This window comes from Paenibacillus massiliensis 2301065 = DSM 16942, assembly GCF_000377505.1.
GTDB lineage: Bacteria > Bacillota > Bacilli > Paenibacillales > Paenibacillaceae > Paenibacillus > Paenibacillus massiliensis.
Genome location: NZ_KB898186.1, coordinates 253,461 through 279,651, shown reverse-complemented (window position 1 = coordinate 279,651; position 26,191 = coordinate 253,461). Strand labels below are relative to the sequence as shown.

Here is a 26,191-nt window from a genome sequence, read left to right as displayed (position 1 = left end):
TATTACCCACGCAGACACACATTCATCAAAAAGCTGGCTGCTCCTCTTCATAGTCTTCCTTACGGACCGGAGCGCTTACCATCTGGTCGCCAACCTCCTGCGTAGCCTCCAGCCTGAACTGATTCATCTCCCGCAGCAATTGGTCTGCCATCTGCTGCAGTCCCTCTGCTGAAGCAGATATCTGCTCGATGGATGCAAGCTGCTCCTGGCAGGTGTCCGCAACACCTTGAGATTGTCCGGAGATCCCCATGGATAAACCGACGAGCTTCCGCTCAGATTCCAGCAATTGCTCGGTCAGTCCTGACAGTTCCTCGGTTGCGGCTGACACCTCTTGGGAATGCTCTGCTACGGTAAGGACCGCCTGCTGCACCTCATGAAATACACCTGCTGTGTCGCGGATCATTCTCGACCCGGTATCCATCTCCTGTGACCCTGCCCTCATGGCCTGAACGGCCTCGGACACTGTATGTACCATGTCATGGATGCGCTCAGCTATCTCGCCTGAGGCCTTCTGCGTCTTGTCCGACAGCTGCTGTACCTCTTCGGCTACTACCGCAAAGCCCTTCCCCTGTACTCCAGCTCTAGCAGCCTCAATCGAAGCGTTGAGAGACAAAATCTTCGTCTGGCGGGCAACATCCTGAATTAACTGCGTAATCTTGACGATACTCTGGGATTGTTCACCCAGCTCGAAGATCAGCCCGGCAGATTGCTCAATGGATGAATTAATCAGGGCCATCTGCTCCACAGTATGCTCAAGCTGCTGCTCACCGCGCTTGGCTTGGGATATTGCCTGCTCCGACAGCTCGGCTGTGACTGCGGAAGATTCAGCAATGACCCGAATCCGCTCGGCACTGTGTCTGACCGCCTGCTGATTCTCCCGATTACGCTCTACCTGGAAGCTTGCTGATTCGTTAATATTACGGACTGCCTCCGACATCTGCTCTGCGCCGCCTGTACTATGCGCAGACAGAGTTGACAGTTCACTTGATGCACGAGATAGCTGATTCGCATTCATAGCGACAGCCTTCAACAGGGATTGCAGCTGCTGCTTCATGATGTTAAAGTCCCTGCTCATATCCCCTATTTCATCCCGCTGTTTGATCTGCAGATCTGCCCCAGTTAGATCCCCGGCGGCAATCTGTCTGGCAGCCGCTGCCACCATCGTCACTGGGCGTGCAATCAAGCGTGTAGTCCAAATGGACAAGACTGCCCCAGCGGCTACTGCAAGCAGCACGGTGATCAGAATAAATGATTCAATCTGTTCAACCTTAGCCGTCAGCTCATCGCGGGACTGATCAAGCAGCTTCTGCTGGTATGCAGCCAGCTCGTCTGCCGTATCTGATAGCGCTTGCGCCATGGGAACACACTTCTCCATTACCAGACGGGTGTAGGCTTCGCGATCCTCCACCATTTTATAAGCCTTGATCTCCTGTACTACATCTGCATATTCCTGTTCCATGGCAACGAAGCGTTCTGTCATCTGCTCAGCTTCTACAGGAGTTAATCTAGCTTCAAAGTCCTTCAGCCTGTTTGCAAAAGCCACCCTGTTTTTCTCATATTCCTCATACTGGGATATCTCTCCCGTCAGTAGATAAGCACGGAAATTCTTGGTCTGCGTAAGCGCATTGCTCTTCAAATCCTGGATTTGAACAATCTTGTCCACCCGATTGGCGAATAACTCACGGTACGACTGCTCCATATCACGAATCTGGAACCAGCCCGCACCGCCCACAATTAGTGTAATACATAGAACTACAGCAAAGCTGAACGATAGTTTCTTGGTAATATTCACATGAGCTCCCCCTCACCAAGACCTTTAGACTAGGTCATAGTACCTTATTATCCAGCTTCAATTGATGTGAAACAAGTAGATTTATGTCAATATAATATGAAAAATGTCGTAATAAGTCGACAAAAAAAATACTCCCTTAAAAACGCATGATTCCACGCGAGCTTAAGAGAGTATTCAATATACAAATATTTATGGATGTATCGAAGCAGTCGTTGGTCCTTCGATGCTGCTTAGTCCTCGAACCCGCCTAACTCTTTGTCCATAAAATAGTCCATTTCCGTGTCAAGGATCGTCTCCACCGTAATTTCATCCAACTTCACGTCAGAACGGCTTAGAATGTAATCCACCAATTCATCACTATCAATGTCCACCTCGCCATTCACATCTGCTTGAGCATTATTGATAAAGTCCTGCTCATGCTTCAATACAAGCATAATGCTCTTGGAATCGATCTTGGTTTCATCTGCTATGAACTGGACCAGCTCCAGCTCATTCACCTTTTCACTCATTCATTTCAACTCCTCATTATGACTTGTTGTTGGTGTAGCTTAGTTTACGGACAAGATATATAACCAACAGGATGGTTACGATCATCATTATAACACGAAACCACTTCTCTGTCTGAAACCACCATAGAAGTTCTCCCGTCGGCTCACGATAAGTTGTGTTAGCCTGTTGGGTGCCGAGAAGAATATCACTTGGATGTGCTTGATCAATGTAGGGCTTGAATGCAGCCAGATCATAATCGGGAGCCCCAGCGTCTTCATTGCCATAGAGTAGCGCATAAGGAGCAGTCCCACGCGCCTCGAATACCAGACGGTCCAATATATATTCATTCCTGATGGCCAAGATGCTGAGTGGTCTGTCATCGCCATTGTTGATCTCGATCTGCAAACGACTATCCTTCAAGGGTAGCTCCGGTGTCAAGGTCAACGGCTCCGATCTGGTGTCGTTGGTAGATAGCTGATACAACTCAGATCCTTCATTAGTCGCCACAAGCTGACCTGTCTCATCCAGAAGCCGATAGGCTCGCTTGAAGCTCCCCTCCAGCTCCAGCTCAAGTCTACTAATCAGTAGCCGCTCGGGATTGTGTACAGTTATCACAGTCCGAGTCCCCGCTTCAGAGATATCGTAAGCAGGTACCTTCTGTCTGCTGATCGGCTGACGAATATCGTCTATTCGCACCTTCTGCTCCAGCAGCAGATCTGGAAAAGCAAGCTCTTCTGCATTATCCAATACCCGCAGACGGTAATATTGAAAGCGCTGAGCCTCTTCCCATTCGATGCTATTCTTCTGATTCTTATCGGTGCGATACAGCTGAGCCTTATCCAGAAATGTCCACTCTGCTCCATCATAGCTCCCATATACCTCGACTTGCTTGAGGAACATGGCTGACGGCAAGGTCCAGTTCAGATGATTAATGACTGGGTCCGTGAGTTCCCTCTCTACCATCACCTTATAATCAAAAGAGGTATGTCCATCCGCCCTCGTAGTTCTCAATAGAGAGGTGTGATATTGCTTGCTCACCTTCTCCTGCTGCCCCTCATTCAATTGTCCCGCAGAAACGTACATATCCGTATTCTCCATATAAAAAGGGATAAACTGGCCCGTCGAATCCACGATCCGAATATCCTCCAGCCCTGCACTTGCTTCTGCGTAGACCTCCTCATCCAGAAGCACACTATAGTATGTACTACTATTCGGTATTTCAATCATTTTTTTAAATTTCCATGCTGACGTCGGGTCGGCTTCCGTTCCATGCGTCAAGGAAGAGGGACTCAGGACTAACAGGAGGCTGATTGTGCCAAGCAGGCAGCCCATTCTACGTAGTAGACTAGACATCGGTATGGGTAGACGCTTCTTGCTCACTCTCGCTTCTCCTCCGATTCTCCTCTGATTCCGATCCCCCCAGCTTACTGGAGACCTTTTGGTACATATACGAAATGCCTAACAGAATTACACCAAAAACAAAATAAGAGACAATCTTGCTGCCAGCAGAAACATACGTCATATCGAAGAGAACTAGCTTGGCCGTCGCCAGCAGGGTCAGTCCCAGGCCCATACGACGGATATAGATATACCTTCCACGGAAGCCATAAGCTATATAACCAATTGCCAGCAACAGATACAGCATACTGAACAGGTAGCCTAGCTCCCCAAGTCGCAGCTGCACCAGCATGAACACCGTCAGCATAACTAGCAGGTACAGTCCCATAATGACTGGATACAGCTCAGCATTGGCGTAGCGCTGTTGCATGAAGCGCAGCAGCACATCACGTACATGAAGGAAGATGAATGCATGCACCACGAACAGGATGACCAGAGCTACGTATTCACTAATGGAATGTGTATCACGCTCCCACTGGAACGTAGGTATGGCCAGCAGAACATACAGACAGATGAGATACCCTACCGCATAGAGAGCCGCACGGTAATAACGAACTACAGTGTCCTCCAGGATCTGAATTCTGTCCAGTATATAGGATAGCCCGATGGTGAGACCTGCCAGCAGCAGCGCATGATAATAGTCATTATGCACCCAATCCTGCGGTACGAGACGTGTATAATTTACGTGCCCCTCATACAAGAAATAGAACCATAGACTGATAAGGGTGATCCATTTAAAGACCCTGATTAGCGTCCACTCATAGGGCATGAACTCCATAGCTTCCCCACGCCTTTGGCTGACAGCATAATGGAGGGTCACTCCAAGCATGCCTGCGATCACAAAGGTGTATTTTAGCTCAAAGAAGGCTTCATCCACGCCAAGCAGCTGATAGACCGTAGCATCCACGAGTAGAAATGCTGCCAGACACAGCACCAATATCCCCCAGCCTGCACGTACCATCGACTTCAGTTGATGCCTGCTGCCATAAATAATGAGCAGCACCGCTTCTGCCAGCCAGCCCATGGAGAGCCAGCGCATACCCAACTGGAATGGAATCATCAGAATGGCGAAGGTTAATGAAGTGACATAGAAAAGGATGACAGCCGACTTTTCCTGACGTGCCGTTCTCTCGGTCAGCTTCCCAAGTCCCCAGAAAGCAGCGCAGAATAGCAATGCCAGCAATCCACGATAATCCTGCCAGCCGGCCTGATTGAACAATCCATAGACCAACACGCAGCTAATCATGGTATTCAAGGCCAGCAGTACGATGTCCGTTACCTTCAGCTTGGCCTTATGCAAGAACGGGTAGCCCAAAGTAATGCCGAGATACATGAGGAAGGATAGCATCGTGTACAGGATAGCGGCAGGCACGTTCTCCGTGAAGGACAGCAGCAGCAGCCAAGATGGTGTATGAAGGACGAAGCTGATCTGATGAATAATCTCCCACCGTCTTCGGAAGGACACGATCAGGATCGCTGCATTCAACAGGAACAGGTACACCATAGCAGCATAGACTGCATTCCCCTCCAGACCTGAGCTCGCCCAGATGTAGGACATCAGTGGCATATACCCACCTGCCAGTGCCAGGCCGAGAATCGTACGGGACTGATAACGCAATGACAAGAGCACTGCCAGCAAGGATACAATCACAGACATGGCTAGACCGAGCCACAGACTGATGATATCCAACAAGAAATAACTATAGAATATGGACCCATACAGCACCGAGATTCCTCCGCCTAGCAGTCCTAATGCAAAGGTCTGCTTCTGACGTCGGAATAACCACTCGCCTCCACCCAGAAGAAGCAGGCCGAGCAGGAAGAACGCACTTCCTTTCATATAACTGTTGAACCAGGTTGCATAGCTATAACGAAATGCTGCACCTACTCCCAGAATAATGAGCAAAATACCAAGCTTGTTAATCCAGTTCAGGCCGATCTTCATTTCGATCTGATTTTGCTTGATTCTCCGCTGAATGGTGGCCTCATCCAGTTCCTCATGCGCCATAGCATCCAGACGACCCGTGACCTGCTCCCGCAGATGACTCTGTGCAGCTTGAACCTTCTCACGGTGCCGCTCAATCCGTTGATTCAGCTCTGCCGACACTCGCTGCATCATCATGGCGAGCTCCTGCTGCTCTGTCTTCAGCTCTGCTGAAGCCTGCTGGAAGAGTCGGATGATACGTGTGCGCGTCTCCATCTCTAGCGCAGCGAGCCTGTTCATGTGCCCCGCTGACTGTGTGCCGAAGTACGTACTCAGCTTCTCACGGGATACCTTGAGGATATTCAGCTTCTCATCCATCATCTGCTCGGCCAAGGAGGTCCGCAATCTTCCATTCTCCTCCTCCAGCTGGCGCAATCGAAGCTGGAGCTCTGCCAGACGCTTCTGCCGCTCCTCTGCCTGCTGTCGAAGCACTTGATTTTCCAACAGCAGATCCTGTGATTCATATTCCCGCACGAGGGATTCATACTCCTGCAGCAGTCGCTCCTGACCACCTTGAATGTGCCGGAGCTGTTCTCTGAAGTCTTTCATGCTCAATCCTCCGCTTGAACAGTCCGATAGACTATGGACTGCCCACTTCCAATGTTATGTATGAAGCCATGAATAATATGTACAAACAATACAGAAATCGTGACGACATACCCTTCTATAATTTCACTATAATATTATAAACACAGGACTTCAGGACTCGAAACCGAGTAACGACCTAAATATTAGTGAAAATAAAGTGAAAATAACAACCAACTGTGCCTGAAAAGAGCGAATCCTCAGCAGAGCACAGGGCTTTAGTCGCATCGGAGAAGCTACCAGCCCGAATGATTCATACGAGGTTATGATTCAGAGGTCACACAATTCATAAGAGCTCAAACGATTCATACAAGCTTAAACGTTTCATACGAGTTCAAACGTTTCATACGAGCTCAAACGTTTCAATGAGCTCAAAGCAGATTATAGACACACACGAAAAAACCCTCCCGTTTACCACGGAAGAGTCCTCTAATGAATGACCTATTTATTTGGTGCAGCTTACCGCCTGTTCACGAATGCTGACTGTTTCTCGAACCATTCCATCTATTTTCTGCGAGTATAGAACCAGCGTACCCCCAGTAACAATGCGACAATAGCTACTACAGCGACTAGTATAAGTATGGGACTAATACGTTCAAATGACGCTGTCTCTCCAGAGCCCACCTGTTGCTCGGATGACTCACTCTGCTGTCCAGCGGAGTCATCTTGACCCGGTAGTCCAGAGCCACCTGACGCTTCTATACCATCTGGCAAGTACCCGTCCCCCAATACGATAAGCTCCTCGCCAGCCTCAGCTACAGGCTTTGTCCCCTCACAGAGCCCCGTCTTCAGGTCATCTTAATCTCCATAGGCGAATACCAGATATTCCTCATTCACCCGGAAGCCCTCGTAGCCACAGCTTGCCCCATACATAGCTGTACGTATGCTTAGTTCCGCATGAGGCTCCCCTTTCCATAGCTGCTTCACTGCAAACGTAACCTCAACAGGGTCTTCGCTGGACATAATCTTCTGCAGGACAGGCTCCTTGATGCTGGTTACCGTCCCTTGAAATACAGCCGTCTTTCGCTCCAGTCTCTCCTCCACCGGACCCGGCTCTACACAAGAACACGCATATGCAGGGGCAGGAGCCATAGTCCAAGTTCCCGTAAGCAGCAATGCCAAGATACAAATTCCCAACCACACAACCTTCGGTCTCATATCCTCACCTCAGCCCTTGGACGTATGAGCATGGGGGATTGTTGCAGTCTAGAGGGATTTATTTACATATTGCTATAGATTCTGATTGCTCTAGATTCTGATTGCTCTAGATTCTGATTGCTCTAGATTCTGATTGCTCTAGATTCTGAACTGACTCAGCGAGGTATGTAGCTCATCCGATACCTCCGAAAGAGCATCTGAAGAGGTCTTCACCTGCTCAATCGAATCCAGCTGCATGGCTGCCGAGCTCGCGGTCTGCTGTGCGTTCAGGCTGGCCTGCACAGCGTGGTGGCTGATCTCATGTACCGAAGCTGTAATCTCTTCTACTCCTGCCGACATTTCCTCCGTAGTGGCCACCATATCCTCCAGCTCCCCGGCGATCTGGGCATTCATCTCCAGAATATGCCCGAAATGACGTTCTGTCTCTGTCGTTAACCGCAGTCCTTCCTCGACCTCGCGGATTACATGTGACATGGAGGCCGTCGATTGGCTCATCTCAAGCTCCATGGCGCTAACCAGCTTCTCAATGGTGGTGGACGACTCCGCCGATTGCTGAGCCAGCTTACGCACCTCCTCGGATACGACAGAGAAGCCCTTCCCATGCTCTCCTGCTCTGGCCGCTTCGATGGATGCATTCAGCGCAAGCAGATTGGTCTGGCGCGCAATGTCCTGAATAGCCCCTACCATATGATGAATCTGGTGCGACTTCTGCTCCAGCAGGCTAATGACCTGCTCCGTCTCTTGGGCAGAGGTATGGATCGCGGACATCTGTCTGACGGATAATTGTACGGTCTCGCCGCCAATCAATGCCTGGCTCCGCGAAGAAGCTGCTGAACTGGAGATGTAAGTTGCGCGCTCAGCGATACGCTGCACACCTGCAGACAGCTCCTCCATCGCCTTCAGATTCTCAGCAGTGCTCTTGGTCTGACTATCCGCCCCATCAGCAACCTGTGTTGCAGTAGAAGCAATGTGCTGTGACTCCTTACGGGTCTGCTCGGCGATCTGCTGGAGCATTCCTGTTGATGCTTTGACCTTATGAGCTGCCTGCAGTCCTCGGCTAATAATCTCCTGCAGATTCAGTCTCATCTCATTGTAGCCACCGGCCAGTTGACCAATCTCATCTTGCACCGGATCTGTAACCGATTGTGTAAAATTACCGGTACCTGCCTGCCTAATCGCAGCCGATACGCGCTGAATCCGGCGACTGACCCGTCGTATATACCATAAGATCAGCACCAGAGTAATTGTCATCGCCAGCAGACCCACAATAAGAAAGGTACGTAAGAATGAGGCCATAATCACATCCATCAGCGATTGGGAAGCACCGACATAGAGAATACCGATGACCTCTCCAGTCGCATTGCGAATCGGCTCATAAGCTGTCTGATACGTCTGGCCGACCACCACAGCCTCCCCATAATAACTCTGCCCCTGCTTCAGCACAGCCTCAGCCACAGCCCCGGATACTTTGGTCCCGACCGCCCGTTCCCCGTCGATCATGACATTGGTAGCTACACGCTCATCTCCCCGAAAGATTGTCGCCGTATCCCCGGAGGCTTCACCAATCTCATCGACCAATTCAAAGTTCCCGTCCATCAAGGTTGTCCCTTTGTATAGCTGTCCGTCTCGCACTTCCCAGTCACCTGGATGCTTGTATTGAATTAAGCGATTCGTCATGTCCAGATCCCGCTTGGCCTTCTCCGTGGCGAACGCAGCTATGCCGCGTTTCATCTCATAAGCCACACTGATTCCTATGGCTACTGAATAGGCGAGAATGATGCCAATCAAGATCATACTTATTTTTGTGCCAATGCTCATGCTTCTCATGTCGTGAGCCACCTTTTTTCCCGATAATTGTTAATATAGACCTAAATGAATTTCATGAAGATGCATATAACAATCAATGTATCGGTAAAATAATCCCGGCTTTTTATATGTTCGCAATGACATTAGTCACATTATTTCGACAAAATTCAACTTTTTTTATGCGTCGAACGAGAAACAACCGTTTCTTCAATGAGAAAACTCCACTAGCTACCAACATACGACAGATTCTAGATCAGTCTCCCAGCAGTTACATGTACGCAGCCAACTTCTCTAACTCCTTAGCCATCGTTATGGTTGAGACACAGAGCTACGGATGCCTTTGTCTTTGTCCCTCACAAGAGGGATCAGCCACAGCGCTGCCACTAGGAACAGAAAGCTTGCCGTAGCGAACACACCCATTAACGAGAAACTAACCTTCAGCAGCCCCGATATGGACATTCCAATGACGGTCAGCCCCGTGAACACTGGCATTAGCGTACCACCCACTCTTCCCACGAAGCCTGCTTCGGTATTGCGCAACAGAAGCGTGTTGATCCCGATATGGATGCATGGGAAGCCAAGGCCATTCAACATCTGCAATACAATCGTAAGTGGAACACTATGAGACCAGCCGGTTCCAAGCGTACCGATCGTGCTGAACAAGAGGCCTACAGCGAGTAGCGTCTGTGGTCTGATCTTGCCGGACATTCCCATTAACCAAGCTCCCCCGAGCAGCATCGCTGCTCCATTCGCCATCATGAACCATTTCAGAGCGGATTTATCCAGCCCCAAATTCTCCATTACCACAAAGATAGACAATGGCTGAATCAGCCCAGAGGCCAAGCCTGTGAAGGCAAATACTACCCCGAGCGTCCGCAGGACAGAGCTAGACCACACGTACCGAAGTCCTGCCTTCAGCTCATGGATGAACGAATCATAGCGGGCAGCAGCACGCTCTGTGGTGTCCTTGGGCAATTGTGCCAGAATCAATGCTGAGCTGAACAGCAGGCCACCCATCAGCAGCATGGAGACAACAATTCCGTATTGCTGATATACGAAGGTACCTACGACAGGACCAATGACCATGAATATTGCAGTGAGCGATTGAAACATCGCCATGACCCCTTGTAGCTGCTCTTCGGGAACATGCTGCTTGAACAGCTTCATTGCCGATGGCTGGGAGAACTGGGATAGAATCGCAGACACGAGTGTAGCCAGCAGCAAACCGTACCACGAGCCGGTTCCCAGCGTAAGTAGCACCACGAAGGCGGACAAGCCTGATAACACATCACACCAGATCATCGTCCGCTTTGGTAGCCACCGATCCGCAAAGGTCCCGCCAATGACCGCAAATACAAATATAGGTGCATATTCAGCAATAGAGATCACAGATACATAGACAGGATTGTTATTCGTTAGCTCCGTAACATAGAGCAAGATTGCAAAATTCCGTATCCATATCCCCAAGTGCAGACATACACGCGAGAAAATGACCGTAAGCACATACCGGTTCTTCAACACCTGTACCAACCTCTTTCCAAGCGGGCGCGGCCCGCTATCATCACTTTCATCCGGCCGGATGTTACCTTTTGTATTATGGGCATCACTCATGAGTTAGTCAACATTTTTTATAGACATAATTAAATATTATCTATAAATAGACAAACAAAATTAAATTAAGTCCTTATTTTTTGGGATTGAAAAGAAAAAAAGACGACTGCCCAAACAGAATTCTCTGTCCGTACAATCGCCGCCGTCCCTTATGCAAAAGCCATTTACCCATGAATCACTCAGGCTCTATAGACGTATACCCTTGTCCGCTGGATGTCCCTGCAGACAATGACACGCTCTGGTTGCCAGTCTGGCAGGGCAAAGCACACGCTAATAATAGTTGCTCCCGGCAATAGACGCTCATGGAACAAGCCACTGAGCCGCTTCATAGCAGCAGGATACAAATAACAGACGACAACATCTGTCTGCTCCAGGGGCCATTCAAACAGATCGGCCCTTCGAAATACAAGACGCTTCCCAAGCGATTGATCAGGGCGGGAAGGCAGGCCCCAAGACAGCAAGAAGCTAACGACTCCGAGGCGCAGCCAGGCACATGCATATGGAACCGTGGAATTCTCTACCCCTGTAATCCGCCAGCCCGGACAATTCCGAGCCAGATAGAACGCCAATGAGCCCCAGCCAGAGCCTGCCTCTAGGAGAGTTCCATATGGACCCAGACGCTGTAGCTCCGCAGCCACGGCAGCCCGCGACTCGATGGGCGAGGGCATCGGAGAGATGCCATTGCGCCAGCTATACAGCACTATGGATATCAAGATCAATAGACCAGCCACTACAAGGCAACCGGTCAGAATTGTCGTGATTACATCCGCATTCATCTGAACATCCTTTCTGACAATACCTTCGTTCATCTACATATCACTAAGCTTGGGCCCTCAACGCATGACTATGAATAGTAACCTGCTCGTGAGTGCCTTGGTGCTGATTTCCCCATAGTTCTAGAACCATTGTAACCCTCCCGTGAGTGCATTGGGACTATATTCTAATGTTTATTTTCTATGGTCAGAATCTTTGGCTTGATTTTTATAAGTTTAGAAACTAAACTAAATGCATGAACAATAATCCAACCGATCAGCCTATGCCGGACAGAAGACAACGATCCGAGCAAGGCTCCCGTAATCTGGGACGCCTCATTATGCAGCTTCGCCGCCTGGAGCGACAGCCGCACAGCTTTGGTACAGCAGGAGCTCTGACACCTAGCGAGATTCACACGATTGATGCCATTGGTCCGAATGGCGACCTGCTCATGAGCGAGCTGGCCAACCGTCTCGGGATTACCAAGGGGGCGGTGACCCAACTTACGGCAAAGTTAGAGGATAAGCTACTCATTCAGCGCTCCCCTCACCCGACAGATTCAAGGGGTGTACTGATCTCACTGACAGATAAAGGGAAGGAGGCCTATATGGCTCACGAAGAGGTGCACATCCGCTTCTATGAGCAGCTACGCTTGCAGCTAAGCGAGCAGGAAATTGAAATTTTCGAGCATTGTATAGAGAAGCTTAATTCTTTTTTGGAGCACTAGTTTACGGGTGCGCTAGTCTGACCAGATCAAATTGGAGAATATTCGCCATAAGCGGGGAGTCCTGTTGACCACGACGCTCCCCAAATCATTCAATCTGATGCGATATTCGATCAAGATGCCAGGTTGGCAGCTTATTTTTTTGCCATAATAGTATAGTTGCTAAATAAAAACCTCAAATTTAACACCACATAAAAAGCATTATAAATATGAACAAATCTACGATGCTACAGGAGGTTATTAAGTTGCCGCCAGACAATACATCATGCACCATAGCACGTCCCTCTTCCTATCTCCCCATGATGGCTGCTGTCTGTATAGGAGTATTTATTTCACACTTTACAGCAGGTGTCGTCAATATGGCCCTGCCTCATCTTGCAGCTGTCTTTCATAGCGATGCGAATACTGTGCAGTGGATTACAACAGGATACTTGCTGGCGATTGCGGCCCTGCTGCCTGTGATGGGCAAGCTTGCTGACCGCTATGGCAGTCGAACCATACATAACCTCGGGTATATCGTGTTCGGCATAAGCTCCTTATTGGCGGCTTGTTCCCCCAACCTGACCCTCTTGCTAGTCGCACGGATCATGCAAGCGGCAGGTGCAGCCATGTTTCAGGCCACTAATATGGCCCTGATCAGTATTCATTTGCCTCAAAGCCATAAAGGACGAGCGTTCGGCCTGGTCAGTACGGCAGTAGCCTTGGGAGGAATGGCGGGCCCTGCTGTTGGTGGATTACTAGTGGAATGGGTTAACTGGCGCTCACTATTCATCGTACATATGCCTGCTGCCATCCTGGCTACCTGGCTGGCCTACCGTTATATTCCCGCAGCTAGACCAACGCAGGTGCGAAAGGCCTTTGACTACACAGGTGCCGTACTATTCACCACCCTCATGCTCTTGCTGATCACAAGTCTTACGCAAGGCCGTTCACTCGGTTGGCACCCTCTTGTCATGCCCGCTGCAGCTGTATTTATACTGATGGCTTTATACCGCTGTGAGCGGCGTCATCCAGATCCGTTCGTTCCCGTGGCAAGCCTGCGCATGTCGGCTGTACGTCTGGGGCTAATCGTTAGCTGTGCCTCATTCATGCTTACGAACGCGGTTGTAACTGCCTTGCCGTTCTATCTACTGCGAAGCTCATTGCCAGCTTCAGCGGCTGGATTGATGTTAAGCGCCTATCCTTTCATGCTCGCTGTGTCAGGGCCTCTCGCCGGGTATCTCTCCGATCGACACGGTCCGAGAAAGTGGATGCTGATCGGAATAGCGATTACAGCGGCTTGTGTTCTTGTGCTAGTGCTGAATCTGAACGACATGCCAACTGTAGGGATAAGCTTGATGCTTATTTTGCTAGGGCTCGGGATGGGATTAACGGTATCACCCAACAACAGCTTCATTATGAGGCATACGCCAGCTGGGCTGGCAGGCTCTACAGGCAGCATGATCGCACTCTCCCGCAACACAGGGATGGCCGTAGGAGCCGCGATCGGTATCAGCTATATGAATGGAGGATTATTCGGATGAGAGATCAGATTATTGTAATCGGAGGATACGGGCATACGGGCCAAATGATCTGCAGAGCGCTGGGAGCCACCTATCCTGGGAAAATATTCGCAGCAGGGAGAAGCATGGAGCGCGCAGAACAATTCTGCGCTACTACAGATGGGCAAGTACTTCCATTACAGCTGGACATCCATAGCGACTGGCGCCCGGAACTATTCCAGAACGTCAGACTGGTTGTCATGTGTATGGATCAGACTGACACAGCATTTGTTCACGCTTGTCTGAGCATGGGGATTCATTACGTTGATATTTCAGCAAATGGGGCGTTCCTGTCTCAGGTCGAAGCCCTCCATCCGATTGCTCTATCGCAGGGTGCTACTGCTGTATTGAGCGTTGGACTGGCACCCGGATTGACGAACCTGTTGAGCCGGCATGCCGCTGATCACATGGATGAGACACATGAAGTAGACATATCCGTCATGCTTGGACTGGGCGATTCCCACGGCAAGGCTGCCATTGAATGGACGATTGATAACATGAACACCGAATACGAAGTCATAGAGCAAGGGGTCCCGACCACCGTCTCCAGCTTCAAGGATGGCAAAGTCATTGATTTCGGCGATATGCTGGGACAACACACCGCCTACAGATTTAATTTCTCGGACCAGCATATTCTGCCACGTACACTTGCGATCCCGACCGTCTCCACACGATTGTGTCTGGACTCGGCTGTCGTCAGCAGACTGCTAGCCTGGCTGCGCGCGGCAGGTGTGTTCCGTTTGCTGCGGTTCGGCCCGCTTCGCCAAGCTGCTGTCTATCTATTCAGTAAGCTGCGCGCGGGTGAGCCTGTATTTGCCGTCAAAGTCGATGCCAGGGGTAGCGTGAATAACAAGCCGATATACATGGAATATATGCTGCAAGGTAGTAGTGAGGCCGCCATGACAGCCCGCGTAGCAGCAGCGATCGCAGCGCTCCTGTATCGTGCACCTATGCCACAGGGCGTCTATCATAGCGAGCAGCTGTTCCAACTGCAGGATGCTCTGGGATCAGAGCTGAGGGATGTACCGCTGAGCATACGGAGAAACGGAGAGCCGTTCTTAGGCTCCGGGGCATCTTAGTCTAGCACATTGACCGAATATGAGCATAGCGCCCGCTGTAAGCAGGGACCCCTGTCGACCACTGTTAAGCTTGTTGTTCTTCGAGAGGCTCTATATTCACATTGAAAGCACAAAAAAGGGGTGACTCCAGCCATTTGTTGGCTTGGAGCACCCCTACTTTTCGTTTGATTCTACGCATTTTTACAATATGCACAGCATGCATGACTGTGACGCGATTAGAACTTGATGATCCCCGTAGAATGCAGAAGCACCAGCAAGACGAGAATTGGTGCCACGTAACGCATCATAAACAGCCATACTTTGAACCAGCCCGCGGATAATCCAGCAGCCTCTCCTGCATTTTTCCAGAAGTAGCCTACAAATATCGTGATAATAAATCCGCAAACAGGAAGCAATATATTCGATGTAATGAAATCAAGCCAGTCGAAGAAGGCTTTACCGCCAAAGGTCAGTTCAGGTACCATCCCGAGCGACATCGCCGCCGGTACGCCCAGCAAAAATGCTAGTACCGAAGTGATGACAACAGCCTTGTTGCGAGTCCAGCCCCAACGATCCATGGCAAACGTAACAGGAACCTCCAATATGGAGACTGCCGAAGTGAGCGCAGCGAAGGCTAGCAATACGAAGAACAATCCCCCAAAAATCGCTCCAAACGGCATAGCCGAGAAAGCAGCCGGAAGTGCAATAAATACTAGAGATGGTCCTGAGTCTGGAGCAATACCAAATGAGAACGTCGTTGGAAAAATAATCAGACCTGCAACAAATGCATAGATCAAGTCACCTGCCCCAACGGCCAATGAAGCAGCACCCAATGACTGCCTCTTATCCACATAAGCACCATAGGTAATCAGGATACCCATACCAAGAGATAGTGAGAAGAAGGCATGTCCCAACGCGACCAACGCCGACTGTGCTGTCAGCTTGGAGAAGTCTGGCTGGAGGAAGAACGCTACTCCCTCTGCCGCTCCTGGAAGTGTGACGGCACGAATCATTAGGATGACAAGGAGAATAATCAGACCAGGAATGAGAATTTTGTTGAATTTCTCAATGCCTTGTGAGATACCGCGTGCTACAACCCAGCCTGTAATGGCTAAAGCTACAAGCTGGAAGCCGAGCGCACCATAGCCGGTAATGAAGCTGCCAAACTGCCCACTGAAATCCGCCTGCTTGAACAATTGACCTGAAAACGCAGCATAAGCATAATACAATGTCCAGCCTGCAATGACGACATAGAACGAAAGAATCAGAAATGGCGTAATGACCTGCAGTATTCCGAGACGAGCCCAGATGGGTCCGCCGCCAACTTTGGTGAAGGACGAAGACGCGCTGCCCCGACCACTCCGGCCAATAGACAACTCTGCCAGCAGGACCGGCATACCAATCAACAACAAGCAGACAATAAAGATCAGGAAGAACGCCGCTCCCCCATACTGTCCTGTAATATAAGGGAACTTCCACATATTCCCCAATCCTACAGAGCTACCGATGGCAGCCATAATAAAGCCGAAGGACGAGAAGCGTTCCCCCCCTGACGACTGTGTATTCGATGTTCCTTTGCCCAAACTCATAAAATCCCCCTTAATCATCTCTCTGTCGATATTCCTCATATTATATCCCAAGATGTCAGCTAGGTCAGTAAGAAAATGCACCTCTATTATCGCTATATTTTTCTAATCTATACTTTTTTAGTACAATACTTAGATGAGCGGGCAGTAACATAGATTAACCCGACCAATATATAGGAGAGAGGAGATACTGATGGATTTTTTTGAATTGTTAAAGTATGCCTTTCTGGGGCTTCTGCAGGGAATAACCGAACCAATTCCTGTATCATCTAGCGGGCATCTGATTATTGCGGAGCATCTACTGGGCATACATATCGAAGGGCTGAGCTTTGAGGTGCTGGTTAACTTTGCATCCTTGATCGCGGTACTGATTATCTATCGTCATGATATCGTAAGGATCGCTGGGAATGGTTGGCTGTATCTGCGAAAAAGAGAGCCTGAGGCTCGTGCGGACTTCATGTTCATCATTTATGTCATCGTCGGTACAATCCCCATTGTCATCTTCCAGCCTCTATTAGGCGGACTGCTGGATCGCTACTCCAAGGACCTGAATGTCATTGGCGTAACACTGCTAATTACAGGGATCGCGCTGTGGCTGATTCGAAATATGCGAGGACGCAAGCAGGATAACGATCTTCGCTACCGTGATGCAATCATTGTGGGCCTGGCACAGTGTGTGGCACTCTTTCCAGGAATTAGCCGCTCAGGCTCTACGATCGTCGCAGCAATGGGCATGGGGATGAAGCCAGCGACAGCTTTGCGCTATTCCTTCTTCCTGTATATTCCGGTCAGTATCGGAGCGATGGTGCTGGAGGGCCGCAACATGCTGGCAGACCCGATGCTGGGTCAATTGCTAGTCCCTTATTCATTGGCCTTCATTTGCTCGTTGATTGCCTCTTACTTTGCATTACGCTGGTTCATGGGCATTATGGCCAAAGGCAATCTGCTGGTCTTCTCCATCTACTGTCTGCTGGCAGGACTGGCCGTACTCATATTCCTATAGGATATATGCATAGAATACACGAACCATACGTCATACCGTACGCTATGCCCTAAAGAGAACCTTAAAAATGCACGAAAGGACGCCGAATTCTCGGCGTCCTTCTTCATATATTACATAACTGCAAATTGCAAATAAATCATGTAGTGAAGGTACTCCATTTAGTGGAGTTATCCATGTCGTCACAGCTGTTACGGAGTCCACAGGTCAAACAGTTACGAAATTCAAAAATGTTGCCATCAAAAAATTCGGTAGTTATATCGCTGTCGAATATGGTTAATACCTTTAAAATAGCCCTGCAACCATGCTCGTGTAGCTTGCTTCATTCATGCAGCAAGCTCCAGATTGCAAGTTGCTGTGAATTTTGATATTGTTATATTCAGGTATAGCAAAATCCCCCTTGCCCTACAAGGAGGATCGTTCGGACAGGCTTTGCCTGTACCTAGCTATATTTGCTTGCCTATTACACCACGTAAAGGAGGCGAACATTATGGCAAAAGACGTACTGTGTGAAGTTAACGCCTGCACTTTCTGGGCTGAGAACAACAAATGCAGCGCAAGCTCCATCTACATTGTCAGCCACTCTCCAGAGAAGGCTAAGAACTCTGAGCAGACTGACTGCAAAACCTTCGAAGCTAAATAAGACTTCAACTCATCTTGTATAGCCATTTATGTGTTCCATAAGAGGAGCCCCTGCCAGGGTTCCTTTTTTCATTATCCAATAGCTTCAGTTCATCTTATCTCATTGTAGCAAGAATGATAATTATTATCAAGTCCTTTTTCGCAGCTGTGAAGCCAAGGAACCTTCAACGGTCAGATATTCTTATAGTTATTTGTTATTTGTTGTTCGTTATCAAAGAGACTCTTATTTCATATAATTGAAGGCGACCTCACCAAGAGCTTCTTCCAGATTCCGCATCGCTCGATACTGTGATAGATTGAATGATTGCCAGCCTTCGTGACCCGTCGATGTCATAACATCATACCGGTCCTGCAAGTAGCCTCTCATCGCTGGATATTCCTTCGAGAAATCAATCAGCTTCGGCGTCGCCTCCACCGACAGATTGCTCAGATATATGGCATCAATCCGCCCTGTCTCACGATAGCGCTGGATATTCTTCTCGGCAATGATCTGGTCCATTCCGATATAATTCATTAAGACATATGCGCATAGACCGAGTACAATGTAGCATTTAGCCAGAGGAATCTGCTTCCAGCGGATCCGGCAGCCAGCAATGACTAGCAGCAAGCCAAGAAAGATCATAAATGCATGGACAAGAAAACGTATATAGGTATACCCATACATCTCCTCGTACAGCAGCAGACGCTGATATCCCGAGTACAGCATGACTCCAGAGCAGGCAAGCAGGACATACAGCATAACGCGATTCATGGACTGTACAATACTTTTTTCCTCTCCACTCAGCAGCATTACAATCAGTATGATGGTGAAGTTAATCGCTGTCACTACGACGAGCTCCAGGAATCCGCTACGTGCATACTCCGCATAGGACTGTCCCTCCGGCAGCAGCCCCTGCCCCGCCCCGAACAGGTAGCTGAACTGAATGGCTACGAACAACACATAGACCATATTGATCGCAATCAGCACAGTGGCTGTAATGATAGGGTCCAGTCTTGGCTTCTCGACATCTGCAGCCCATTCAGCCAGTCTTTCCTCCAGTGCATCTCCTGTTTTGGCTTCCGATTCATAACGTTTGAAGTCAATGAACCCCCACAGATACATGAAGAACAGCAGTCCGAAGAAGATCACCCATAAGAAGCGTGCCGTTCCCTCTCCGAAGCTCACCTGACGTCCCAGCCAGTTCGGCAGCAGTGAGAGAATGTGGTTGAAGCCCCCATCCGCTGAAGATAACAAGGTGACGACAACGATTAGTAATGGTAACGAAATGAGTAGTCCGATCAACACTTTGCCAAGTGTCCGCTTATGCTCCTCATCCATACTGCGCCCACTCGTGCTTCTCACGACGCGGAAGATAGTAGGAACATGGCGTAGGCTCTGGACGATCACATGATCGAGGGCATCTCCCACCAGCTTCAGCACAGACCAGTCCAGACGGCGTTCACTGAGGGAATAGGCCATATGTATGAAGAACAATCCAGGAATGACCAGCAGATTCAGGACATAAAATACCACATTCGAGAACAGTACATAGGTCAACGACAACAGCATAATCACGGTGAACATCAACCAGCCGAACCAGGTGAATGGACGCAGCTTATCCTTTGCGAATACATACATGTAGCCGTACAAGCAGGCAACAAAGATTGGATAAGAGACGGCCGGATCATGACCAAAAAATAAATATTGATGAACAACCGCCAGCACGAATGCACCTAACAAGGAATATAAGGGACGACGATCGGAATAGAGCCATGAATTTTCCATTTAAATATTACCTCCATCGTGTTCTATGACCTATTGTAGATGATAAAATAAGAAGATAAAGAGAAGAAAAAAGATGACAAACTTCCTATTTTAGGAGTGAACACGAGGATGAAATTACATAGCCAATTTCTAAGGCTTCACGCCCGTTATGGGGAAAATAATGAAATTTTCGTTACGATGGACGAGCTGGCTGTAACCTTTGACTGCACCCATCGCAATGCGCTCACGATCATCAACCGAATGGTTCAGATGGGCTGGATTCGCTGGACACCGCAGCGCGGACGCGGACGTCGCTCCACCTTAACGTTCCTGACCCGACCGGAGGAGATCGCCGTCCAGTCGATGATGCAGGCCATCAATCGTCGCGATATTCAGCGAGCCATGGACCAACTACAATCACACTCTCCGTCGGCTACATTGCAGGAACGGCTGCAGGGCTGGTTCATGACCTATTTCGGACGTCACTCGGAGGTTCGCAGCAACAAGCAGATTGATATGCTGCGGTTGCCGATTCGGCAGCAATTACATACGGTCGATCCACTTTACATGAATCTGCTTGCTGAATCCTTCGTGTCCAGCCATATCTTTGACGGCCTGGTCCGCAAGTCGAACACCACTGGAGGGCTGGTGCCTGGCATTGCCCATGCATGGGAGACAGATGCTTCGCGCAAGCTGTATACCTTTTATCTACGCAAGGAGGTGCTGTTTCACAATGGTAAAATGCTAACGGCCTATGATGTGGTCTATACGTTCGAACGACTAATGCAGACCTCGCAGCGGATGCTATACAGCGCGATATTCAAGCAACTGCAATCAGTTCGTGCACTCCATCCCTACATGGTGACCATGGAGCTGAAGGAGCCAAATGAGCTATTTCTGCCGTTTCTCTGTACGAGCCGGGCAGCTATAGTCCCCCGAGATCTGGATCAGCTCGGTGATAAGCAATTCGGGCAGCGACCGATCGGGAGCGGCCCGTTCCAGCTGCGCGAGATGAACGACAATCTGTGTGTGCTGGAGGTGTTCAAGCATTATTATCAGGAGCGTGCTCATCTGGATCGGGTTGAAATTGTACACGTTCCCTGGCAGATGACGGATAGTCCGAATGGCGAGGTCGACACCGGGATCGACATGGAGGCAGGCTCCAATGAGCCACTCTCTCCTTTCCACGTTATTCACAATCCAGCCGTGAGGGATTCCGCTGCCTGGAGTCAGATTCACTCGGATGTATCTGTCCGCAAATTCGTGACCTTCAACACTAAGAAGACCGGACCGCTGAGCGATCCGGCCATACGAGCCGCCATATGGAATGGTCTAAAGAGAGGGGCTATGGTAGCTGAGGAAGCAGCAAAGTCAACGAGATCAGCCGGGCAGCAAAAGGCATCCTCGACTACCAATAATAAGGAGCAAGCCTTCGAGCCGCTGCGCATTGCCACCATTAATCATTACAAGGCGGATGCGGAACAGGTTGCTGCAAGTCTTCAGGCATGTGGTTATGCCTGTCAGGTCTTTTCTTCCTCGGCTGAGGAATTCAAGGGGCCCATCCGGCTGGAAGCCGACCTGATCGTCTTCTCGCTCATTCGGGACCGCGACGAGCAGCTTCGCCTGTACGATCTGTATTCGACCATTAGCGAGCATGTCGAGCCACATACTCGTACAGACATCCGATCCAGGCTGGAATCCATCATTCGTGAGCCTGACGCAGCTGCGAGAGATATCGGCTTTCGGACGATTGAGGAGCTGCTGATGAAGGAGCATCAGCTGTATATTTTATATGAGCATCCAGTACAGACCGCATTCCTCCCCTCCCTGCGCGGCGTTACCTTCAACAGTCAGGGATGGGTGGATCTACGGCGGGTATGGTTCCCACCCGAAGCATGAGGTAATGGACGATGAGAAGAATAGTCTCTGACCTTGGTCGGACGCTAAATGATGATCCCTAGTGCCCGAGAAGCTCAGCTTGGCGTCACGAATTCGGAATGGTCACTTCATTCGCATAGTTGGTTGCCATGATGCGGGCAACCTCCTTCGAATCCGTGGACTGACCGAGTGCCCACATCATTTTGGTCACAAGTGCTTCTGTCGTCATATCATAGCCGGGGATAACCCCCTTCTCCAGCACCTTCTGTCCGACCTCATAGATCGTAAGATCGCCACCTTCATACGGGCACTGAGTCGTCACAGCTATGCTAATACCCGCTTTCATGAGCTGCTCGATCTTGTCGATCAGGCTGCGCTCCTTGAATGGGACACCGCCCATGCCGAAGCCCTCGATGACAATCCCTTGATAGCCAAGAGCCTGGATCGCATCGAAGATCCCCGGATTCGTGCCTGGAATCAAGCGTAGCAGGAACACGCCAGCCGAGTAGCTCTCATTATATACATGGTCCACGGGTGTAGCAGGCAACAGCCCCTCCGTGAAATCAATCGCTCCATGCTCCACGAGTCCAATATAAGGATAGTTAATGCTCTCAAAGGCATTGTAGCTACGCGTGCGGATCTTCGAGGAGCGCGGGCCGTTGATAATCTTGCCATTAAATACAACGAACACACCCGTTGCTTCACTGCAGGCTGTCACGAAGGAATCAATGATATTCCTTTGCGAGTCGCTATTCTCGGCCAGAATAGACACCTGTGATCCGGTCAGTACTACGGGCTTATCCAGCGCACCCAGCATGAAGCTCAGTGCTGAGGCGGTGTAGGCCATCGTATCCGTACCATGTGCAATGACAATCCCGTCGTACTTCGGCAACGAATCTCGCACCAATCGCGCCATCAGCACCCAGTCCTCTGGCTGCGTGTTCGTGCTGTCCATGCTCATAAGATCATGCGCATCAATGCTGCAGATCGTGCGCAACTGGGGAATCTGCTCCAGAATGTTATCTGCCGATTGCGTCGGGGTTAATCCATGCTCTTGGTGAGAGGATGAAATCGTGCCCCCGGTATTAATAAAAAGTATGTTTTTCACAATGCACTGTCCTTCCGAAAGCCAATATGTTATCCCTCAGCATCCCCTAATTACTCAAGGGGAAAACACAGCAGTAAACACATCAGGAATAGACCCGATTTATACGATGCTGAGCGTGAGTTGTACAAAATTAAAATTGACTTCATTATACGGCAGGAGGACTTGAAATGGAACTCATTCACACGGAGCACTGGAGACTTATTTGGTCCAGCTTTCAATCACTTTCACGCTGTCGCCGTCCTTCGCGAAATGCAAGAACTGCATCACATCACCGGCAGTCTTCTCGCCAGTCTTCGTGTCCTGATTGGTAATTCTGTAATGAATGGCGGCCCAATCTCCACTGATTATCATACTATCAAAGCGAATACGCTTTACTTCGGTGGATTCAGAAGCGTTCTTGACGAAAGCCTTGTATTCCTCAAGAGTCATAGTTGTATCATTCGTATGGTACTGCAGGTTGCTGTCATAATAGGAATCTGCGCCTTCCGTCCAAGCATCCATACCTTTATTCCAATTTTCAAAATCGTTCAATATGGCCTGTTGAATCTCCTTAGCCAAATTATCTTCGATCGGCGTGGGATAGGTAACAGGATACTTGGCTACAAGATCCGTTGTATCGGGAATCGTGGCATTCACGATGGCATCCAATGCTGCCTGCTGTGCCGCTTTCGCAGCGTCAGTCTGGAAGGTCGTCAGACCAGCAAAATCTGCGCCTTTTGTTCCTGCCCAGCCTTCCACAACTCGGGTGCCCAGCTGATCTCCATAGTCCTTGAAGTGCACAAACTCCATCACACTTCCATCCGAAGTTTTTTGGGTCTGTCTGTTGGTCGTTGAAATATCGTAGCGAATCGCAGCCCAGTCACCGGAGATGATCATATTATTGAAGTTGCCCATCTGAATGTCGCTGGACTGCAGCGTCGCATTCATGGAATCCTGATATTCCTTCAAGGTGAGCTTCACACCATGAACGTTGTACAGGGAATCTTCAGTATACAGAATGTCGCCCCAGGTTTCCCATGCATCATAGCCTCTGTTCCAGTTTTCAAACCCATTCAGCAGTCTATTCTGAATGTTTTTCCCCATTTGCGTGTCAATGGGGGTAGGGTTGATGACCGGAAAAGTAGCCGATAGCTCCTCAGTATTATCATAGGAATCAGAAATAACGACCGCAGACTCACTTGGGATCGAACTTGCCGCGCTCACAGCAGGGCCCGAACCCGTTTTCGCTCCACACCCCACAGCAACAACCATGATGGCCAAGGCTGTCGCACCCGCCACCAACACCTTCGTTATATTTTTGTTCAAAATGATTCTCCTCTCATAATTTCATCAGGTTAATAGACTTACTGCCCACCAGACAGTGGGTCGTTGAACAAGGGTACTTCCTTTCTTGTTGATGTTCGTATCTTAGCCTGCGAAGGTTGAGCCAAAGTAAAATCAAACCGATTTTTCACGATAAGTGCGCACAAGCAAAAACAGTTGAAGCACGAACCTTGACCAAGGTTTGTGCTTCAACTGTTTTTTTATCTCTATTATATTACACTCGGTTATACTGCACTCGTTAGACGGGGAGCTCGATGATAAAGGTACTTCCCTCCTGAGGTGTACTCTCTACATGAATCTTACCGCCACACAGGGAAATAATACGTAAAACAATGGACAGGCCAATGCCGTTACCCCGCACAGTGGAGGTTGTATCGTGCTGGTAGTATTTCTCAAATATACGCGTGGCAGTTGCTTCGTCCATGCCCACGCCGCTGTCTGAAAATGTAAGCGTAAGCTGATCTGAGGTGCATTTGGCGGAGATTTTGATTTCCCCATATTCAGGCGTGAATTTGATGGCATTGCTAAGCACATTGATCCAGACCTGTTCGATCAACTCCGCATTGCCCACATAAAGTATATCGTCTACATCCAGCTCCAGCTCAATCTTCTTGTGTTCAATTTTTGGAAGCAGCAGGATTACACAACGTTTTATTTGCTCGGATAAGTCGAATGTTTCTTTTTCAGTGATGATCTCGCAGGCTTCGACCTTGGAAAGCAGGAGCATGTTATGAGACAGAGCAGACAAACGAAGGGATTGATCGGCAATGACCTGAAGATACTGAATCCGTTCTGGGCTCTCAATGCCATCTCCTGTATCAATAAGGTGTTGGGCAAATCCGGAGATTGAAGTAATCGGCGTCTTGAATTCATGAGAGAACTCATTCACAAAGTTCTGCATCTCTGCCTTTGTGTTCTTCAGTTCTGAAGTCATGCGATTAAATCCATCATAGATCGGTGCATATTCTTCTGCCTTTCTGCTGTCTAACCGAACCTCCAGATTACCAGCGGATACCTCTTGTATTCCAATTAACAGATCACCCATTTTCCGGCGAACGGACCGTAGCGTAAAAAATGTCCCCAAACCGACAGCAATCATCATAAGCGGAATGATAGCCAGCATGGAAAGAGCGTTCTCCCTCGTCATGCCCAGCCAGTATGTAGCGATAAATCCATAGGCCATCACTGCGCCGACAACTACGATTGCATCTGCAATGAGAACCCACCGGAACTGAACCAGCTTAAAGATTTCGCCTTGTTTATACCGTGTCATTGCCGCCTCCCATCTTATGGATGACCGCTTTATAACCCAGTCCCCGAATGGATACCAGCTCGAATTCCTTGCACATCGAGAACTTGTTGCGCAGACGGCTGATATAGGTTTTGATGGTATCATACTCCGTTTCGGAATCGTAACCCCAAATCTCATCCATCAACTGCTGTTTGGTGAATACGACATTGGGATAGGAGAGAAACTTGTACAGCAGTTCAAATTCCTTGTTTGTTAGTGGAATAGTCTCTTCGTTATACTTAGCGGAAAAAGTGTTCTGTTCCATCAAGAGGTTACCAATCACAATTCGCTTTTCGTTGGCAATCTGTGCTCGCCGTAGCAATGCCTCGATACGCCAAATAAGTTCCTCATAGTCGAGGGGCTTTGTCATGTAATCATCCACGCCTGAGGCAAAGCCCTCCTTTTTGTGAGCAAAGGTGTTCATGGCCGTCAGCATGATCACAGGCGTCATATCGTTGACATTCCGCAGGGACCGCACCAGCTCATACCCATTCATGTTTGGCATCTGAATATCCACGATGAGCAGCTCAATATGTTCGCGGTCAAGAACCTCCAACGCTTCTTTGCCATCAGCTGCTTCTTTGATTTTATATAACGGGCTCAGCTTCGCTTTCGTCAAAAGACGCACCATCTCATCATCTTCAACGATAAGAATTGTAATCATACAAGCCCTCCTTTTAGATTACTATAAAGCATATCTGCGAAAGGTTGAACAAAAGT

Annotated in this window: 21 protein-coding genes; 6 read left to right on the top strand and 15 right to left on the bottom strand. The window is 49.2% G+C overall.

What is annotated here, in order from left to right; translation table 11 throughout:
- Positions 1–25: 25 nt before the first annotated feature.
- The 9 genes from D328_RS28380 to D328_RS0105140 all read right to left on the bottom strand — a co-directional run bounded on the left by D328_RS28380 (position 26) and on the right by D328_RS0105140 (position 11,599).
- The gene (locus D328_RS28380) at positions 26–1,792 is read right to left on the bottom strand and encodes a methyl-accepting chemotaxis protein (protein WP_018883901.1); all 1,767 of its coding nucleotides are present in this window, start codon (positions 1,790–1,792) and stop codon (positions 26–28) included.
- Positions 1,793–2,022: 230 nt separating this feature from the next.
- On the bottom strand, positions 2,023–2,301 hold the full coding sequence (locus tag D328_RS0105170) for a hypothetical protein (RefSeq protein WP_018883900.1): 279 nt from the start codon (positions 2,299–2,301) through the stop codon (positions 2,023–2,025).
- 16 nt (positions 2,302–2,317) lie between these two features.
- Positions 2,318–3,661, bottom strand: a complete 1,344-nt coding sequence (locus D328_RS0105165) for a DUF3999 family protein (protein ID WP_154658970.1) — start codon at positions 3,659–3,661, stop codon at positions 2,318–2,320.
- Positions 3,627–6,212 carry a DUF2339 domain-containing protein gene (locus D328_RS0105160; protein WP_018883898.1) on the bottom strand — a complete coding sequence of 862 codons (2,586 nt, stop codon included), beginning with the start codon at positions 6,210–6,212 and terminating at the stop codon, positions 3,627–3,629. The genes D328_RS0105165 and D328_RS0105160 overlap by 35 nt, the downstream gene beginning before the upstream one ends.
- A gap of 540 nt (positions 6,213–6,752) precedes the next feature.
- Positions 6,753–6,977 (bottom strand): hypothetical protein, encoded by a 225-nt coding sequence (locus D328_RS30155; RefSeq protein ID WP_018883897.1) that lies wholly within the window; start codon positions 6,975–6,977, stop codon positions 6,753–6,755.
- Between the two features lie 69 nt (positions 6,978–7,046).
- Positions 7,047–7,406 (bottom strand): hypothetical protein, encoded by a 360-nt coding sequence (locus D328_RS30150; RefSeq protein WP_018883896.1) that lies wholly within the window; start codon positions 7,404–7,406, stop codon positions 7,047–7,049.
- Positions 7,407–7,544: 138 nt separating this feature from the next.
- Entirely contained in the window at positions 7,545–9,233 is a 1,689-nt protein-coding gene (locus tag D328_RS0105150) for a methyl-accepting chemotaxis protein (RefSeq protein WP_018883895.1), read from the bottom strand.
- A 288-nt stretch (positions 9,234–9,521) separates the two neighbouring features.
- Positions 9,522–10,733, bottom strand: a complete 1,212-nt coding sequence (locus D328_RS0105145; protein WP_018883894.1) for an MFS transporter — start codon at positions 10,731–10,733, stop codon at positions 9,522–9,524.
- A 269-nt stretch (positions 10,734–11,002) separates the two neighbouring features.
- Positions 11,003–11,599, bottom strand: coding sequence for an SAM-dependent methyltransferase (locus tag D328_RS0105140; RefSeq protein ID WP_018883893.1), 597 nt, complete (start codon positions 11,597–11,599; stop codon positions 11,003–11,005).
- Positions 11,600–11,832: 233 nt separating this feature from the next.
- On the opposite strand from D328_RS0105140, the gene D328_RS0105130 reads away from it, so the two are divergent.
- From D328_RS0105130 to D328_RS0105120, 3 genes are all read left to right on the top strand, one after another.
- A complete protein-coding gene (locus D328_RS0105130) occupies positions 11,833–12,303 on the top strand; it encodes a MarR family winged helix-turn-helix transcriptional regulator (RefSeq protein WP_018883892.1) in 471 nt (156 codons plus the stop codon).
- A gap of 242 nt (positions 12,304–12,545) precedes the next feature.
- The gene (locus tag D328_RS0105125) at positions 12,546–13,823 is read left to right on the top strand and encodes an MFS transporter (RefSeq protein ID WP_018883891.1); all 1,278 of its coding nucleotides are present in this window, start codon (positions 12,546–12,548) and stop codon (positions 13,821–13,823) included.
- Positions 13,820–14,920, top strand: a complete 1,101-nt coding sequence (locus D328_RS0105120; RefSeq protein WP_018883890.1) for a saccharopine dehydrogenase family protein — start codon at positions 13,820–13,822, stop codon at positions 14,918–14,920. The genes D328_RS0105125 and D328_RS0105120 overlap by 4 nt, the downstream gene beginning before the upstream one ends.
- 215 nt (positions 14,921–15,135) lie before the next feature.
- Here the strand turns inward: D328_RS0105120 and D328_RS0105115 are convergent, their stop codons facing one another.
- Entirely contained in the window at positions 15,136–16,488 is a 1,353-nt protein-coding gene (locus tag D328_RS0105115) for a sodium-dependent transporter (protein ID WP_018883889.1), read from the bottom strand.
- A 190-nt stretch (positions 16,489–16,678) separates the two neighbouring features.
- On the opposite strand from D328_RS0105115, the gene D328_RS0105110 reads away from it, so the two are divergent.
- Together D328_RS0105110 and D328_RS30590 are read left to right on the top strand one after the other, a co-directional pair.
- Complete coding sequence (locus D328_RS0105110) at positions 16,679–17,488, top strand: undecaprenyl-diphosphate phosphatase (RefSeq protein ID WP_018883888.1); 810 nt, start codon at positions 16,679–16,681, stop codon at positions 17,486–17,488.
- Between the two features lie 487 nt (positions 17,489–17,975).
- A complete protein-coding gene (locus tag D328_RS30590) occupies positions 17,976–18,128 on the top strand; it encodes a DUF1540 domain-containing protein (protein WP_018883887.1) in 153 nt (50 codons plus the stop codon).
- A gap of 222 nt (positions 18,129–18,350) precedes the next feature.
- Here the strand turns inward: D328_RS30590 and D328_RS0105100 are convergent, their stop codons facing one another.
- Complete coding sequence (locus D328_RS0105100) at positions 18,351–19,892, bottom strand: DUF4153 domain-containing protein (protein ID WP_018883886.1); 1,542 nt, start codon at positions 19,890–19,892, stop codon at positions 18,351–18,353.
- Positions 19,893–20,000: 108 nt separating this feature from the next.
- Here D328_RS0105100 and D328_RS0105095 point away from each other — a divergent pair, with 108 nt between their 5' ends.
- Complete coding sequence (locus tag D328_RS0105095; RefSeq protein ID WP_018883885.1) at positions 20,001–21,770, top strand: ABC transporter substrate-binding protein; 1,770 nt, start codon at positions 20,001–20,003, stop codon at positions 21,768–21,770.
- An 85-nt stretch (positions 21,771–21,855) separates the two neighbouring features.
- On the opposite strand, the gene D328_RS0105090 is transcribed toward D328_RS0105095, so the two are convergent.
- The 4 genes from D328_RS0105090 to D328_RS0105075 all read right to left on the bottom strand — a co-directional run bounded on the left by D328_RS0105090 (position 21,856) and on the right by D328_RS0105075 (position 26,135).
- Positions 21,856–22,857 (bottom strand): asparaginase, encoded by a 1,002-nt coding sequence (locus D328_RS0105090; protein ID WP_018883884.1) that lies wholly within the window; start codon positions 22,855–22,857, stop codon positions 21,856–21,858.
- 198 nt (positions 22,858–23,055) lie between these two features.
- Entirely contained in the window at positions 23,056–24,162 is a 1,107-nt protein-coding gene (locus tag D328_RS0105085) for a nuclear transport factor 2 family protein (RefSeq protein ID WP_018883883.1), read from the bottom strand.
- 256 nt (positions 24,163–24,418) lie between these two features.
- Positions 24,419–25,453: a HAMP domain-containing sensor histidine kinase gene (locus D328_RS0105080; protein WP_018883882.1), complete on the bottom strand. Its 1,035-nt coding sequence runs from the start codon at positions 25,451–25,453 to the stop codon at positions 24,419–24,421.
- A complete protein-coding gene (locus tag D328_RS0105075) occupies positions 25,440–26,135 on the bottom strand; it encodes a response regulator transcription factor (protein WP_018883881.1) in 696 nt (231 codons plus the stop codon). Before D328_RS0105075 ends, D328_RS0105080 begins: the two co-directional genes overlap by 14 nt.
- Positions 26,136–26,191 lie beyond the last annotated feature (56 nt).

Coding starts and splice junctions, on each gene's coding strand:
- D328_RS0105110 (WP_018883888.1), top strand. CDS start 16,679: ATGGATTTTTTTGAATTGTTAAAGTATGCCTTTCTGGGGCTTCTGCAG.
- D328_RS0105095 (WP_018883885.1), top strand. CDS start 20,001: ATGAAATTACATAGCCAATTTCTAAGGCTTCACGCCCGTTATGGGGAA.
- D328_RS0105140 (WP_018883893.1), bottom strand. CDS start 11,599: ATGAATGCGGATGTAATCACGACAATTCTGACCGGTTGCCTTGTAGTG.
- D328_RS30590 (WP_018883887.1), top strand. CDS start 17,976: ATGGCAAAAGACGTACTGTGTGAAGTTAACGCCTGCACTTTCTGGGCT.
- D328_RS0105170 (WP_018883900.1), bottom strand. CDS start 2,301: ATGAGTGAAAAGGTGAATGAGCTGGAGCTGGTCCAGTTCATAGCAGAT.
- D328_RS0105160 (WP_018883898.1), bottom strand. CDS start 6,212: ATGAAAGACTTCAGAGAACAGCTCCGGCACATTCAAGGTGGTCAGGAG.
- D328_RS0105100 (WP_018883886.1), bottom strand. CDS start 19,892: ATGGAAAATTCATGGCTCTATTCCGATCGTCGTCCCTTATATTCCTTG.
- D328_RS0105120 (WP_018883890.1), top strand. CDS start 13,820: ATGAGAGATCAGATTATTGTAATCGGAGGATACGGGCATACGGGCCAA.
- D328_RS0105080 (WP_018883882.1), bottom strand. CDS start 25,453: ATGACACGGTATAAACAAGGCGAAATCTTTAAGCTGGTTCAGTTCCGG.
- D328_RS0105130 (WP_018883892.1), top strand. CDS start 11,833: ATGAACAATAATCCAACCGATCAGCCTATGCCGGACAGAAGACAACGA.
- D328_RS0105150 (WP_018883895.1), bottom strand. CDS start 9,233: ATGAGAAGCATGAGCATTGGCACAAAAATAAGTATGATCTTGATTGGC.
- D328_RS0105075 (WP_018883881.1), bottom strand. CDS start 26,135: ATGATTACAATTCTTATCGTTGAAGATGATGAGATGGTGCGTCTTTTG.
- D328_RS30150 (WP_018883896.1), bottom strand. CDS start 7,406: ATGAGACCGAAGGTTGTGTGGTTGGGAATTTGTATCTTGGCATTGCTG.
- D328_RS0105115 (WP_018883889.1), bottom strand. CDS start 16,488: ATGAGTTTGGGCAAAGGAACATCGAATACACAGTCGTCAGGGGGGGAA.